This window comes from Actinomadura madurae (assembly GCF_900115095.1).
In the GTDB taxonomy this organism is placed as follows: Bacteria; Actinomycetota; Actinomycetes; order Streptosporangiales; family Streptosporangiaceae; genus Spirillospora; species Spirillospora madurae.
In genome coordinates this window covers 23,067-36,881 of the sequence record NZ_FOVH01000017.1, presented here as the reverse complement: position 1 = coordinate 36,881, position 13,815 = coordinate 23,067, and the positions used below count along the sequence as shown (strand labels likewise).

Below are 13,815 nucleotides of genomic sequence, written 5' to 3'. Positions count from 1 at the left end.
CCGCCATGAGCGTACCGCCGGGAAGCGCCCGAACGCGTTTCGCGTCCACCCCGGCAGAGAATTCTTCTCTTCTGATGGGGTTCGGCCACACTGGAGGAACGGCGCAGATGAAGATCACTCTCGTCCGGGGCGACATCACCGAGCAGGAGGTCGGCGCGGTGGTGAACGCGGCCAACTCGTCGCTGCTGGGGGGCGGCGGGGTGGACGGCGCGATCCACCGCAAGGGGGGTCCCGAGATCCTGGACGAGTGCCGCAAGCTCCGGGCGTCGCAGTACGGCGGCGGGCTGCCGACCGGCCAGGCCGTCGCGACGACGGCGGGGCGCCTCCCGGCCGACTGGGTCATCCACACCGTCGGTCCCGTCTACTCCTCCACCGAGGACCGCTCCCACCAGCTCGTCTCCTGCTACCGCGAGTCGCTGCGCGTCGCCGACGAGCTGGGCGTGGAGTCGATCGCGTTCCCGGCCGTGTCGGCGGGCATCTACGGGTGGCCGGTGGCCGACGCCGCCCGTATCGCGGTCGGGACCGTCCGGACCACGTCGACCAAGGTGACCGAGGCCCGCTTCGTCCTGTTCACCGCGGACGCCTACGAGGCGTTCGAGCGGGCCGTGGGCGAGCCGTAGCCGGGCGGCCGGCCAGGTCCGGGCGGGCCGGCGAAGGCCTGCGCGATGTCCAGCCAGCGTTCGGCGTCCGGTCGGGTGGCGGTGAGGGCCAGGTCGTCGCGGTGGCGGCGCTGGGTGACGGCGTGGCAGAAGTCGAGCGCCGGGCCGGTGACGGACTGGCGGGCGTCCGGCGGGCCCCACGTCCACTCCTCGCCGTCCGGTCCGCGCAGGGCGACGCGGAACTCCTCGGCGGGCGGCTCCAGGCCGCGGGTGCGGAACGAGAAGTCGCGGGTGCGGACGCCGATGTGCGCGACGTGCCGCAGGCGGTGCGTGGGCGCGCGGCGCTCCCCGAGCGCGTCGGCGACGTCCTCGCCGTGCGCCCAGGTCTCCATGAGCCGCGCGGTCGCCATGGACGCGACGCCCATCGGCGGGCCGAACCAGGGCAGGCGCGTGCCCGGCGGGACGGCGGCGAGGGCGTCCACCATGCGGCGGCGCCCGTCGCGCCAGCGGGCGAGGAGGTCCGCCGGGTCCTGGGCGGCGCCCGCGCGGGCGCCGTCCTCGACGAAGCCCTCCGGGTTCGCGAGGGCCGCTTCGATGATCTTGGGGAACGCCTCCGGGTCGGCGGCCGCGACGAGGGCCTGGCCGTCGGTCCAGGCGAGGTGGGCGATCTGGTGCGCGATCGTCCAGCCCTCCGCCGGGGTCGGGTCGGCCCACCGCGCGGCGGGCAGCGGCGTGACCAGGGCGTCGAGCGAGTCGCCCTCGGCGGCGAGGTCGGCGAGCAAGCTGTGCAGGTCCGGCATCACGCCAGGATCCATCACCGCGAACCGCCGCGTACAGGGCCCGGCAGAATCCCGTTCAGTCGAGGAGCGCCCGCGCGGCGGGGTAGTCGGCCTTGCCGTTGGGCAGGCGCAGGCCGGCGTCGGTCCGCACGAACGCCTTCGGGATCTTGTAGCGGGCCAGGTGCGCGGCACAGCCCGCGCGCAGCTCGCCGTCCGGCGGGGCGCCGGCGGGGGAGACCACCGCGACGATCTCGGCGCCCCAGCGCTCGCTGAACCGGCCGAGGACCAGGGCGTCCGCGACGCCGGGCAGGCCGCGCAGGACGGCCTCGACCTCCTCGGCGAACACCTTCTCCCCGCCGGTGTTGATCGTTGTGGCCTCGCGCCCGCGCACCTCGACCGTGCCGTCGGCGAGGAGGCGCGCCCGGTCGCCCGGCACGACGAGGCGCTCGCCGTCCACCGTCAGGAAGGTGGCGGCGGTCCTCTCCGGATCGCCGAGGTAGCCGAGCGGGATGGAGCCGCCCTTGGCCAGCCAGCCCAGCTCGTCCTCGCCGGGCGCGAGCCGCCGGGACCGGTCGGCGCTGAGCACGGCCGTGCCCGCCGCCATCGCGAACGTCCGCGCGGACGCGCCGGTCCGAGTGACCTGGAAGCCGCTCTCGGACGAGCCGAGGACGTCCACGATGCGCGCGTGCGGCAGGAGCTCCAGGATGCGCTCCTTCACGGCGGGGCTGATGGCGGCGGCCGAGTTGACGAACGTCCGCAGCGGGCGCAGGTCGTGCGGCCGGGCCTCCAGCGCCGCGGCGACCGGGCGGGCGAACGCGTCGCCGACCAGCGGCATCCGTGTCGCCCGCTCGCGCTCGGCGGTGGCCATCAGGTCCGCGGCGTCCAGGCCGTCCACCCGGTCGGGGAACACCACGCACGCGCCGGCGCACCAGCCGCCGAGCGCCGACCAGGTGCCCGCGCCGTGCATGAGCGGCGGCCCGACCAGCACCCGGACGTCGCTGCGCACGGCCCGCTCGACCGCCTCGCCGAGATCGGTGAGCGGGCTCCCGTCGCGGCGCCGCATGCCGAGCGGCCCGAGCATCAGGTCGCCGATGCGCCACAGCACGCCCTTCGGCATCCCCGTCGTGCCGCCGGTGTAGAGGATGTGCAGGTCACCGGCGCCGGGCCGGACCGGGAGCGGCTCGGGCGACGCCTTGGCCAGGGCCTCCTCGTAGTCGAGCGCGCCGGGCAGGAGCGCGGCGCCGGACCCGTCCGCCACCTGGAGGAGGAGCGGCCGGACGCCGAGCCGCTCGACCACGCGGCCGATGGCGTCCGCGAACCGCGCGTGGTAGAGCACGGCGGCCGGGCGCGCGTCGGCGAACAGGTGGGCGAGCTCGTCGTCGACGTACCGGTAGTTGACGTTGAACGGCGCGACGCGGGCCCTGTGCGCGCCGACCAGCCCCTCCAGGTACTCGGGCCCGTTGTGCAGGTAGAGGGCGAGGTGGTCGTGGGGCGACTCGGACGGGCCGGACGCGGCGCCGGTCGCCCCGAGGCCGCGGGCGTGCAGGACGCCCGCCAGCCGGCGCGTCCGGTCGGCGACCTCGCGCCAGGTCATCCGGCGGTCGCGCCACACCAGGCACTCGCGGTCGGGGATCGCGGCGGCGATGGCCTCGTGCAGGGTCGCCAGATCGAGCATCGGCACTCCTCTGGGGGCGGCGTCGGGGCAGGCGGCTGCGCAGCACCGTAACCGACGACTTACCGAATCATGTTCAGCGGGGTTGGCGGACAGGGCGGGAAGCGCGGGCAACAGCGGTGTTCGCGGCAACAGCGGTAATCACGGCAACGGAGGCCTCAAGGCATAGGCGGCGACAAGGAACAATTGCCGCGTGCCCCCAGTCCCCAGGCCGCGGGGGGAGGTGACCCGCGGCACCACCGCCCCCAACCGGCTCCGCCGGATCGACCGCTGGATCGCCGCCACCCAGACCCGCGCCCTGCGGTCGGACGCCCGGCCGCTGGCCGTCGACCTCGGCTACGGCGCGTCCCCCGTCACCACCCTCGAACTGCACGCGCGGCTCCGCGCGGTCGCGCCGCGCCTGGAGGTCGTCGGCATCGAGATCGAGCCCGCGCGGGTCGCCGCCGGGGTGGCCTTCCTCGCGCAGGCCGGGCCCCGCGACGGGCTGTCGTTCGCGCGCGGCGGGTTCGAGCTGCCGGTGCCGCGCCCGCCCGTCCTGGTCAGGGCGTTCAACGTCCTCCGCCAGTACGGCGAGCCGGCGGCCTGGCGGGCATGGGACGACCTGCGCGCGCGCCTGGCCCCGTCCGGCGTCCTGGTCGAGGGGACGTGCGACGAGATCGGGCGCCGCGCGGTCTGGGTCACGCTGACCCGGGACGGCCCGCGGACGATCACGTTCGCCGCCCATCTGCCCACCCTCGACCACCCGTCGGCCCTGGCCGAGCGGCTGCCGAAGACGCTGATCCACCGCAACGTGCCGGGCGAGCCCGTCCACGAGTTCCTGACCGCGTTCGACCGGTGCTGGGCTACCGCCGCGCCGCATTCCGCGTTCGGCCCCCGCGCGCGCTGGGTCGAGGCCGTGTCACTGCTGGCGCGAACCCATCCCGTCCTGGCGAGCCCCCCGTTCGGTGGCCGGAACCGGTGGCGCCTGGGTGAGGTCACGCTTCCGTGGGAGGCGGTCGCCCCTCACTCCCGGTGAAGCTTGTACGGGGCGGCCTGCACGCGCGGCTGGACGTCGATCCGGTCGATGTTCACATGCGGCGGACGCGTGACGGCCCACGCGACGCAGTCCGCGATGTCGTCGGCGACCAGCGGCTCGGGCACGCCCTCGTACGGCTTGACGGCCTTCTCCTCGTCCCCGTGGAACCGGACCAGCGAGAACTCCTCGGTCTTCACCAGCCCCGGCGACACCTCGGTGATCCGGACGGGCTCGGCGACCAGTTCGAGCCGCATCACGTCGTTGACGGCGTAGGCGGCGTGCTTGGCCGCGTTGTACCCGCCGCCCCCCTCGTACGGGACGTGCGCGGCGATCGAGGTGATGTTGACGACGTGCCCCGCGCCGCTCTCGATCAGCTTCGGCAGGATCGCCTTGGTCACCCGCACGAGACCGAGGACGTTCGTGTCGTACATCGCCTGCCACTCGGCGAGGTCGGCCGTCGCGACGGTGTCCATGCCGAGCGCGCCGCCGGCGTTGTTGACCAGGACGTGGCAAGGGCCGACCGCCGCCGCGAGCGCGTCCACCGACTCCTGCGACGTCACGTCCAGCGTCACCGGCGCCACCGCGCCCGCCCCGGGCACGGTCTCGGCGATCTCCTTGGCGAGGGCGTCGAGGCGGTCCCGGCGCCGCGCGGCGAGCACGACGTTGAACCCCTCCGCCGCCAGCCGCCGCGCCGTGGCGGCCCCGATCCCGCTGCTTGCTCCGGTCACTATCGCGGTCTTGCGCATGCGCCAAGCCTCCCAGGTCCCGGCGCGCCCGATACCGGTGAGGTCGGTCACTCCGGCGGCCGGTCACGGTTGGCCCCCACGCGGAGGGAACACCCCACGCGGTGGATAGGTTGCACTACCGGAGGTGGTGTCCGGTGTCGCGTCGTATCAACCGGGTTGCGACGGTCAGTGTTCATACTTCCCCCCTCGACCAACCGGGGACCGGCGACGCGGGCGGCATGAACGTCTACATCGTCGAGGTGGCCAAGCGGCTCGCCCGGCGCGGCGTCGAGGTCGACATCTTCACCCGCGCCACGTCGCGGGCCCTGCCCCCCGTCGTCGAGCTCGCCCCCGGCGTCCTCGTCCGCAACGTCGTCGCCGGGCCGTTCGAGGAGCTGGACAAGACCGAGCTGCCCCGGCACCTGTGCGGCTTCACGTCCGGAGTCCTGCGCGCCGAGGCGTGCCACGAGCCCGGCCACTACGACCTGCTCCACACGCACTACTGGCTGTCCGGCCAGGCCGGCTGGGCGGTGAAGCAGCGGTGGGGCGTCCCGCTCGTCCACTCCATGCACACGATGGCCAAGGTGAAGAACGCGGCCCTCGCCGACGACGACAATCCGGAGCCCGCCGAGCGCGTGCTCGGCGAGCAGCAGGTCGTGGCCTCCTCCGACCAGCTCGTCGCCAACACCGCCAAGGAGGCCCGCGAGCTCGTCGACCTCTACGACGCCGACCCCGCGCGGGTCGCCACCGTCAGCCCCGGCGTCGACCTGTCGCTGTTCCGCCCCGAGTCGCCGATCCTCGCCCGCAGCACCGGCCTCCTCCCGCACCGCACCGGGCCCGCGCGCCGCCGCCTCGGCCTGCCCCGCGACGCCTACGTGCTGCTGTTCGTCGGCCGCATCCAGCCGCTCAAGGCCCCCCACGTGCTGCTGCGCGCGGTCGCCCGCATGCTCGACGACGACCCGGCGCTGCGCCGCAGGCTCGTCGTCGCGGTCGTCGGGGGACCCAGCGGCTCCGGGCGCTGCCGCCCCGAGGGCCTGCAATCGCTGGCCGCCGCGCTGGGCATCTCCGACGTCATGCGGTTCGAGCCGCCGAGCCCGCAGCCCGAGCTGGCCGACTGGTACCGGGCCGCGGACGTCACCGTCGTCCCGTCCCACAGCGAGTCGTTCGGGCTGGTCGCCGTGGAGTCCCAGGCCTGCGGCACGCCGGTCGTCGCGTCCCGCGTCGGCGGGCTCTGCACGGCCGTCGCGGACGGCGAGTCCGGCGTGCTGGTCCCCGGCCACGATCCCGCCGACTACGCGGCGGTCCTGCGCCGCCTGCACGACGAACCGGGCCTGCACGCCCGCCTCGCCCGCGGCGCCGTCCGGCACGCGGACGGCTTCGGCTGGGACGCCACCGTCGACCGCCTCCTGGACGTGTATACCGGTGCCATGACTATCCCGGCCGCCCACGCCGCTCCCTCCGCGGAGGTCACCGCATGAGCGAAGCTGCTGTCGACACCATCCGGAAGACGCTCAAAGCAGCCGAATTGGAGTTCGACGAGCCGCGCGAGAACGCCTTCTTCGTCAAGCTCCCCGGGCAGCACAAGCTCGCCACCATGACGTGGCTGATCGTGGGCGACCACTCCCTGCACGTCGAGGCGTTCTTCTGCCGCCGCCCCGACGAGAACCACGCCGAGTTCTACCGGTTCCTCCTGGAGAAGAACGGCCGCATGTACGGGGTCGCGTTCGCCCTCGACGACGTCGGCGACGTCCACCTCGTCGGGAGGGTGCCGCTCGAATCGGTCTCCCCGGACGAGATCGACCGGCTCCTCGGCTGCGTCCTCACCTACTCCGACGAGAACTTCGACAAGGCCCTGGAACGCGGGTTCAAGTCGTCCATCCAGCGCGAGTGGGACTGGCGCGTCAAGCGCGGCGAGAGCCTCGCCAACCTCCAGGCCTTCGCCTCCTTCGCGGACCCGGCCAACCGCGAGTGACCCGCACCGGGCCGATAGGCTCTGGTCCCATGGCGACCCTGGTATTGCTCCGGCATGGCGAAAGCGTCTGGAACGCGGAAGGGCTGTTCACCGGCTGGGTGGACGTCGACCTGTCCGCGAAGGGCGAGAGCGAGGCGACCAAGGGCGGCGACCTGCTGCTTGACGCCGACATCACCCCCGACGTGCTGCACACCTCGCTGCTGAAGCGGGCCATCCGCACCGCGAACATCGCGCTGGACGTGGCCGACCTGCTCTGGATCCCCGTCAAGCGCTCCTGGCGCCTCAACGAGCGCCACTACGGCGCCCTCCAGGGCAAGAACAAGGCGCAGACGCGCGAGGAGTTCGGCGAAGAGCAGTTCATGACGTGGCGCCGGTCCTATGACACCCCGCCGCCGCCCATCAAGGACGACGACCCGCTCTCGCAGGTCAACGACCTCCGCTACGCCGAGTTGCCGTCCGAGCTGATCCCCCGCACGGAGTGCCTGGCGGACGTCGTCGACCGGCTCCTGCCGTACTGGTACGACTCGATCGTCCCCGACCTGGCCGCCGGGCAGACCGTCCTCGTCGCCGCGCACGGCAACTCCCTGCGCGCCCTGGTCAAGCACCTGGACGACGTCTCCGACGAGCAGATCGTCGGGCTCAACATCCCGACCGGCATCCCCCTCGTCTACGAGCTGGACGACGACTTCGCCCCCCTCAAGCGCGGCGGCGAGTACCTGGACCCGGCCGCCGCCAAGGCCGCCATCGAGGCCGTCAAGAACCAGGGCGCCGGCAAGCCCCCCGTGGCCCCCAAGGACGCCCCCAAGTCCAAGCGCGGCCGCAAGAAGTAGCCCGGCAGGGGCCGCCGTCCGCGGACGGCGGCCCCTGCCCGGCGGTTTCCGATCAGGCCGACATGGCGTCGAGCATCCCGGCCTTGTAGAACCCTCCCTGGTTGCGCACGATCACGTTGAAGCGGTTGGTCGCGTTGATCATGGCGATCACGGCGACGAGCGCGGCGATCTGCTCGTCGTCGTAGTGCTCGCGCACCTGCGCCCAGGTCTCGTCGGACACGCCCTGGTGGGCGTCGGCGATCCGGGTGCCCTCCTCGGTGAGCGCCAGCGCGGCCCGCTCGGCGGGCGTGAACACGGTGGCCTCGCGCCAGGCGGCGACCAGGTTCAGCCGGACCGCGGTCTCCCCGGCGGCCGCGGCCTCCGTGGCGTGGATGTCGATGCAGAGGGCGCAGCCGTTGATCTGGCTGGCGCGCACCTCCATCAGCTCCATGGTGGCCTTCGGCACCGCCGACTCCTTGATCATCATGCCGACGCCGTGGAACCGCTTGGCCATCTTGCCGCCGAAGGCGGTGGACATCAGGTCGATACGGGGTCCCATGAGTTCGTCCTCCCTAGTGGGGTGCGCGCCGCGCGGATCGTTCCCGCGGCCTCCGAACATGGAGATGCCGGCGACCTGGTCGATGTGACACCAAGGTCATGTGTCCTGTGCCACCCGTGACGGCAGGGCGGTGACCGCCCGCCCGTCGCCGCGGTGGATGTGGACGGCCAGCACCAGCCCGGCGAGCGTGAGCAGCGCCGCGGCGGGGAGGAGGGAGCGCACGCCCGGCCCGTCGCCGATCAGCGTCCCGCCGAGCCAGCCGGCGAACGCGGCGGCGACCTGGAAGCCGGACGCGTTCACGGCCACGGCGAGGGTCGGGGCCGCCCCCGCGCTGGTCAGCACGCGGGCCTGCATGCCCGGGATGATCGCGAAGGCGAGCACGCCGAGCACGAAGGTCAGCACCGCCGCGAGCGGCCGGACGCCGGCGACGGCCCAGAACAGCCCGAGGACGGCCGCCAGCGCGCTGAGGAGCCGGATCAGCGAGGGCATCAGGGCCCGGTCCGACAGCCGGCCGCCGAGGAGGTTCCCGATGACCGCGCCCGCGCCGTACACGAGCAGCAGCACCGGGACGGCGCCCTCGCCGAAGCCGCCGATCCCGGTCAGCAGCGGCGCGATGTAGGTGAAGACGGTGACGGCGCCCACGTTGCCGAGGGCGGTGAGCGCGATGGCGAGGCGGACGTCCCGTCCGGCGAACACGCGCAGCTCGCCGCGCAGCGACCCGGGCGCGGCGCCGGGGGCGGCCGGGACGGAGCCCAGCACCATCGGCAGGGCGACGGCGGCGATCGCGGCGACCGCCGCGAAGGCGGCCCGCCAGCCGAGGTCCTGGCCGACCAGGGTGCCGAGCGGGGTCCCGAGGACGATGCCGAGGTTCATCCCGAGCGCGACCTTCGCGATCGTGGACGCCTCCCGGCCCGGGGCCGCCATCGAGACGGCGGTGGAGATGGCGACGGCGAAGAACGTGGCCACGACCAGGCCCGCGGCGAACCGCGCCGCGAGCAGCACGGGGTAGTTCGGCGCGAGCGCCGAGCCGAGGTTGCCCAGGACCGACACGGCGACGAGCCCGCCGATCAGCGGCCTGCGCGGCAGCCGCGCGGTCAGCGCGGTGACCACCGGCCCGCCGACGATCATGCCGAGCGCGTAGGCGCTCACCAGCCGCCCGGCCTCGGGAACCGACACCGACAGGTCGCGGGCCACGTCGGGCAGGATCCCGGCGATCACGAACTCGCCGGTGGTCAGGCCGAAGACGACCAGCATCAGGGACAGGAGGGGAACGGGCACGCGAGGGCTCCATATGCTTCGAACTCGTATGATTCGAACTAGCAATATCATGACTCGAAGCACATGGGCTACACTCGGGGCATGGACGAGCAGATGGACCGGGACGTGTGCAAGCTCGTCCACAAGTTCGCGCAGCGGCTCGACGTCCACGTGCGCCGCATCGCCGACGAGGTGGGCATGACCGCGAGCCAGGTCGTCGCGCTCCGGGAGCTGTCCGAGCCGATCACGGCGCGCGAGCTCGCCCACCGCATGGCCTGCGAGGCCTCCAACGCCACCTTCGTCCTCGACCGGCTCGAAGGGCAGGGCCTCGTCGAGCGCCGGCCGCATCCCACGGACCGGCGCGCCAAGCAGATCGTCCTCACCCCGGAGGGCGAGCGCGCCCGCGCCGGCGTCGTCGAACGGCTGAGCGCCCACTCGCCGCTCACGCCGCTCAGCCCCGCCGAGCAGGACTCCCTGCGCGACCTCCTCCAGACCCTGCTCGCGGAGCCCGCGTAGTCACGCCGCCGGGATCCTCGCCCTAGCCGGTGAAGGTGAGGCGGGCCGCGCGGCCCTTCTCGCCGGACGCCCAGCAGCCGCCGCCCGGCACGCAGTCGACGGTGTCGAAGCTTCCGGTGTCGAACCGGGTCCAGGTGCGGCCCCCGTCCAGGGAACCGTCGCTGCCCGTCGGGCCCACGGCCAGCGCGGCCGGGCCGAAGTACGCGAGCCCCGAGCGGTACTCGGCCGGGGGACGGCGTGCCGCCCGCCACGTGCGGCCCCCGTCGGAGGTCGTCGCCGCGGCCGTCGGGGACGGCTCGCCCGGCCGGTAGTCGCCGCCGACCGCGACGCCGTGCCGGGCGTCGCGGAACGCCACCGCGAACACCCCCTGGGACGGGCTGCTCGGCAGCGGGGTGTCGGCGACCGTCCAGGTGAGGCCGCGGTCCCGGGAATGGAACACCCGCGACCGGGAGCCGCCGCCCGTCGCGAGCCACACGTCCCGGGGCCCATGGCTCACCAGGCACTGCCCGCTGGCGGCGAACCCGGCCTCGCCCTCCAGCGCCGGCGGCATCCCCTCGTCCGGCAGCACCCGCCAGGTGCGCCCGGCGTCGCTGGTGGAGATGATCCGGAACCGGCCGTCGACCGGGTCGCTCATGGCCAGCCCATGCCGGGAGTCGAAGAACGTGACGCAGTCGTAGAATGCCCTGGGATCGTCGTTCTGGAAACCGAGCGTCCAGCTCCGGCCGCCGTCCGAGGTCGCGTAGACGCGCGACGCGTCGCCTTCGCCGATGGCGAGGACGACGGCCCGCCGCGCGTCGAACGCCTCGATGTCGCGGAACTCCAGCCCGGCCGCGTCAGGCGGGGCGACGTCCTGCCACGTGCGGCCGGCGTCGGTCGTCCGCAGGACCGCCCCGCCGCTGCCCGCCAGCCAGGCGACCTTCCCGCTCACCGCCGCCAGCCCGCGGAAACGCGCGTCGCCGCCCGTCGGCGTGAGCCGCCAGCCGGGCCCGCCGGCCGCCGCCCGCGCGGTGCCCGGCACCGCCAGCGACGCCGCGACCACCGCCCCGCACGCTCCCGCCACGGCCAGGGTCCGGACCAGCGCCCGCATCGGTCTCATGGGGCGCAAGCTAACGCGTGATGATCAAGCCGTCCAGGCCCGGCGGCTCAGGGCAGCTCGGTGATCTCCTCGGGCCGCTGGCCCGTCACCAGGTAGACGACGTTCTCGGCGACGTGCACGGCGTGGTCGGCGAAGCGCTCGAAGTAGCGGCCGGCCAGCGTGATGTCGACGGCGGGCTCGACGCCGTGCCGCCACTTCGGGGACAGCAGGATGTCGAACAGGCGGCGGTGGAGGCGGTCCATCTGGTCGTCGTCGGCGTCCAGCTCCAGGCCCATCTCCACGTCCTGCGACGCGATGACGCTGCCCGTCTTGGCGATCATGCGCTCGGCGATCTGCCCCATCTCCAGGACGGTCGCCTGCAGCTCCGGCGGGACGGCCGACTCGGGGTGCCGGCGCCGGGCCGTCTTGGCGATGTGCACGGCGAGGTCGCCCATGCGCTCCAGGTCCCCGCTCATCCGCAGCGCCGTGATCAGCGTGCGCAGGTCGCCGGCGACCGGCTGCTGGCGGGCCATCAGGTCGAACACGGTCGCCTCGATGGCGGCGTCGATCTTGTTGACGTTCTCGTCCCCGCTGATGACCTCCTCCGACAGCCGCAGGTCGGCGTCCAGGAGCGCGGTCACCGCACGGGCCATCGCGGACCGTACGAGGCGGGTCATCTCCACCAGGCTGTCGGTGAGGGAGTCGAGTTCCTCGTGGTAGGCGTCGCGCAATTGAAGATCCTTTGGTGTGGTACCGGACCCGCCGGGGGCCGGGCGGACTCGCCCACGCCACAGCCTGCCGCATGACCGTGAACACCCCCGGATAACAAAGTGAACTTTGGAGGAACGAGAGGGCGACGACCAGGTCCGCGGTAAAGGATCGGCCCGAACGCCGCTTACGATCCGAGGTGTGGAGGTCGAGATTGTCGCGAGCCTTGCCGGGCTCGCCGGGCTCGCGATCGGGCTAACGACTGGATTGGCGGTGCGCGTGAGCGAGCGGGCCCAGCGGACGGCGGTCCCGGCGGCACCGGTGGGCAGCCTGCCCCCCGGCGTCGCCTCGGTGCTCAGCGTCCTGCGGTCCTCGGCCGTGGTCGTGGACGGCGAGGACAGGGTGCTGCGGGCCAGCTCCGCCGCGCGGGCGTACGGGCTGGTCAGCGGCGACCGCCTGGTCGTGGACGAGGTGCTGGCGATGGCCCGGCTCGTCCGCCGGGACGGCGAGATCCGGGAGACCGAGATCCAGGTCGCGCCGACCGGGCCGCGCAGCCGCGCGGACGGCCGCTGGTTCGCTGTCCGGGTCGCGCCGCTCGGGTCGCACGGGCTCGTCCTGGTGCTCGCCGAGGACCTCACCGACATGCACCGCACCGAGGCCATCCGCCGCGACTTCGTCGCCAACGTCAGCCACGAGCTGAAGACCCCGGTCGGGGCGCTGGCGCTGCTCGCCGAGACCGTCGAGGGCGCCGCCGACGACCCCGAGGCCGTCCGCCGGTTCGCCGGGCGGATGCAGTACGAGTCGGTGCGGCTCACCAACCTCGTCCAGGACCTGATGACGCTGTCGCGCGTCCAGGGCGACGAGCCGCTGCCCGAGCTGGCCCCGGTCGACATGGACGAGGTGATGGCCGAGGCGCTCGACCGCTGCCAGATCAAGGCCTCCGCCAAGGACATCGAGCTCGCGTCAGGCGGCGAGGACGGCCTGCGGGTCCGCGCCGACCAGGAGCTGCTGGTCACCGCGCTGCGCAACCTCGTCGACAACGCCGTCGCCTACAGCCCCGAGCACACCCGCGTCGTCGTGTCGACCCGCAAGAGCGACCACTGGCACGTCGAGGTGAACGTGACCGACCAGGGCATCGGCATCCCGGACGCGGAGATCGAGCGGATCTTCGAGCGGTTCTACCGGGTCGACCCGGCCCGCTCCCGCCAGACCGGCGGCACCGGGCTCGGCCTCGCCATCGTCAAGCACGTCGCCGGCAAGCACGGCGGCGACGTGACGGTGTGGAGCAAGGAGGGGCACGGGTCGACGTTCACGATCCGGCTCCCGCTGCTCGACACCCCCCGCCGTCCCGCCGCGGGGACCAACGCCAGAGCCCTAGAGAACACCCGCCGGGAGGCAACACCGTGACCCGCGTGCTCGTCGTGGAAGACGAGGAGTCGTTCAGCGACGCACTGTCGTACAACCTGCGCAAGGAGGGCTTCGAGGTGGCCGTCGCCGCCACCGGACCCGACGCGCTGGACATCTTCGAGCGCAACGGTGCCGACCTCGTGCTCCTCGACCTGATGCTGCCGGGCCTGCCCGGCACCGAGGTGTGCCGGGAGCTGCGCGCCAAGTCCAGCGTGCCGGTGATCATGCTGACCGCCAAGGACAGCGAGGTCGACAAGGTCGTCGGACTGGAGCTCGGCGCCGACGACTACGTCACCAAGCCGTTCTCCACCCGGGAGCTGATCGCGCGGATGCGCGCCGTCCTGCGCCGCCAGGGCGAGGTGGAGGAGCCCGCCCCGGCGGCGCTGGAGGCCGGCCCGGTCCGGATGGACGTGGAACGGCACGTCGTCAGCGTCGGCGGCGACCCCGTCCAGCTCCCGCTCAAGGAGTTCGAGCTGCTGGAGGTGCTGCTGCGCAACGCCGGGCGCGTCCTGACCCGGATGCAGCTCATCGACCGCGTGTGGGGCGCCGACTACGTGGGGGACACCAAGACGCTGGACGTCCACATCAAGCGGCTCCGCGCCAAGATCGAGAAGGCGCCGTCCACGCCGCGCTACATCGTCACCGTCCGCGGGCTCGGCTACAAGTTCGAGCCGTGATGTGAACGCGAGAACGGCCCGTCCTCGGGGGACGGGCCGTTCGCG

At 73.6% G+C, this 13,815-nt stretch carries 15 protein-coding genes; 8 read left to right on the top strand and 7 right to left on the bottom strand.

Annotation, left to right across the window (positions count from 1 at the left end; genetic code table 11):
• Window positions 1–107: 107 nt before the first annotated feature.
• Window positions 108–620: an O-acetyl-ADP-ribose deacetylase gene (locus BM339_RS36280; RefSeq protein WP_083598361.1), complete on the top strand. Its 513-nt coding sequence runs from the start codon at window positions 108–110 to the stop codon at window positions 618–620.
• Here the strand turns inward: BM339_RS36280 and BM339_RS36275 are convergent.
• Window positions 584–1,399, bottom strand: a complete 816-nt coding sequence (locus BM339_RS36275) for a TIGR03084 family metal-binding protein (RefSeq protein WP_075023835.1) — start codon at window positions 1,397–1,399, stop codon at window positions 584–586. The two genes, BM339_RS36280 and BM339_RS36275, sit on opposite strands and share 37 nt — an antisense overlap.
• Window positions 1,400–1,454: 55 nt before the next feature.
• Complete coding sequence (locus tag BM339_RS36270) at window positions 1,455–3,053, bottom strand: AMP-binding protein (protein WP_075023834.1); 1,599 nt, start codon at window positions 3,051–3,053, stop codon at window positions 1,455–1,457.
• A gap of 190 nt (window positions 3,054–3,243) precedes the next feature.
• On the opposite strand from BM339_RS36270, the gene BM339_RS36265 reads away from it, so the two are divergent.
• Window positions 3,244–4,065: a class I SAM-dependent methyltransferase gene (locus BM339_RS36265; protein WP_256255646.1), complete on the top strand. Its 822-nt coding sequence runs from the start codon at window positions 3,244–3,246 to the stop codon at window positions 4,063–4,065.
• Here the strand turns inward: BM339_RS36265 and BM339_RS36260 are convergent.
• A complete protein-coding gene (locus BM339_RS36260) occupies window positions 4,053–4,811 on the bottom strand; it encodes an SDR family NAD(P)-dependent oxidoreductase (RefSeq protein WP_024934146.1) in 759 nt (252 codons plus the stop codon). The genes BM339_RS36265 and BM339_RS36260 overlap by 13 nt on opposite strands.
• A gap of 134 nt (window positions 4,812–4,945) precedes the next feature.
• Between BM339_RS36260 and mshA the strand changes: the two genes are divergently transcribed.
• The 3 genes from mshA to BM339_RS36245 are packed head-to-tail and all read left to right on the top strand — an operon-like array spanning window position 4,946 to window position 7,592.
• Window positions 4,946–6,268, top strand: a complete 1,323-nt coding sequence (gene mshA, locus BM339_RS36255; RefSeq protein WP_024934145.1) for a D-inositol-3-phosphate glycosyltransferase — start codon at window positions 4,946–4,948, stop codon at window positions 6,266–6,268.
• Entirely contained in the window at window positions 6,265–6,762 is a 498-nt protein-coding gene (locus BM339_RS36250; RefSeq protein WP_021596489.1) for a type III secretion system chaperone family protein, read from the top strand. Before mshA ends, BM339_RS36250 begins: the two co-directional genes overlap by 4 nt.
• Before the next feature lie 29 nt (window positions 6,763–6,791).
• Window positions 6,792–7,592, top strand: a complete 801-nt coding sequence (locus BM339_RS36245; RefSeq protein WP_021596490.1) for a phosphoglyceromutase — start codon at window positions 6,792–6,794, stop codon at window positions 7,590–7,592.
• 52 nt (window positions 7,593–7,644) lie between these two features.
• On the opposite strand, the gene BM339_RS36240 is transcribed toward BM339_RS36245, so the two are convergent.
• Window positions 7,645–8,130 carry a carboxymuconolactone decarboxylase family protein gene (locus BM339_RS36240; protein WP_021596491.1) on the bottom strand — a complete coding sequence of 162 codons (486 nt, stop codon included), beginning with the start codon at window positions 8,128–8,130 and terminating at the stop codon, window positions 7,645–7,647.
• A gap of 96 nt (window positions 8,131–8,226) precedes the next feature.
• Entirely contained in the window at window positions 8,227–9,408 is a 1,182-nt protein-coding gene (locus tag BM339_RS36235; RefSeq protein ID WP_218163854.1) for an MFS transporter, read from the bottom strand.
• Window positions 9,409–9,489: 81 nt separating this feature from the next.
• Between BM339_RS36235 and BM339_RS36230 the strand changes: the two genes are divergently transcribed.
• Complete coding sequence (locus tag BM339_RS36230; RefSeq protein WP_021596493.1) at window positions 9,490–9,903, top strand: MarR family winged helix-turn-helix transcriptional regulator; 414 nt, start codon at window positions 9,490–9,492, stop codon at window positions 9,901–9,903.
• A 22-nt stretch (window positions 9,904–9,925) separates the two neighbouring features.
• Here the strand turns inward: BM339_RS36230 and BM339_RS36225 are convergent, their stop codons facing one another.
• The gene (locus tag BM339_RS36225; RefSeq protein ID WP_200871701.1) at window positions 9,926–10,999 is read right to left on the bottom strand and encodes a WD40/YVTN/BNR-like repeat-containing protein; all 1,074 of its coding nucleotides are present in this window, start codon (window positions 10,997–10,999) and stop codon (window positions 9,926–9,928) included.
• Between the two features lie 47 nt (window positions 11,000–11,046).
• The gene (phoU, locus tag BM339_RS36220; RefSeq protein WP_021600145.1) at window positions 11,047–11,709 is read right to left on the bottom strand and encodes a phosphate signaling complex protein PhoU; all 663 of its coding nucleotides are present in this window, start codon (window positions 11,707–11,709) and stop codon (window positions 11,047–11,049) included.
• Window positions 11,710–11,887: 178 nt separating this feature from the next.
• Here phoU and BM339_RS36215 point away from each other — a divergent pair, with 178 nt between their 5' ends.
• Window positions 11,888–13,093 carry a sensor histidine kinase gene (locus BM339_RS36215; protein WP_075023831.1) on the top strand — a complete coding sequence of 402 codons (1,206 nt, stop codon included), beginning with the start codon at window positions 11,888–11,890 and terminating at the stop codon, window positions 13,091–13,093.
• Between the two features lie 5 nt (window positions 13,094–13,098).
• Window positions 13,099–13,770, top strand: a complete 672-nt coding sequence (locus BM339_RS36210; protein WP_476920303.1) for a winged helix-turn-helix domain-containing protein — start codon at window positions 13,099–13,101, stop codon at window positions 13,768–13,770.
• The last annotated feature ends 45 nt before the right edge of the window (window positions 13,771–13,815 follow it).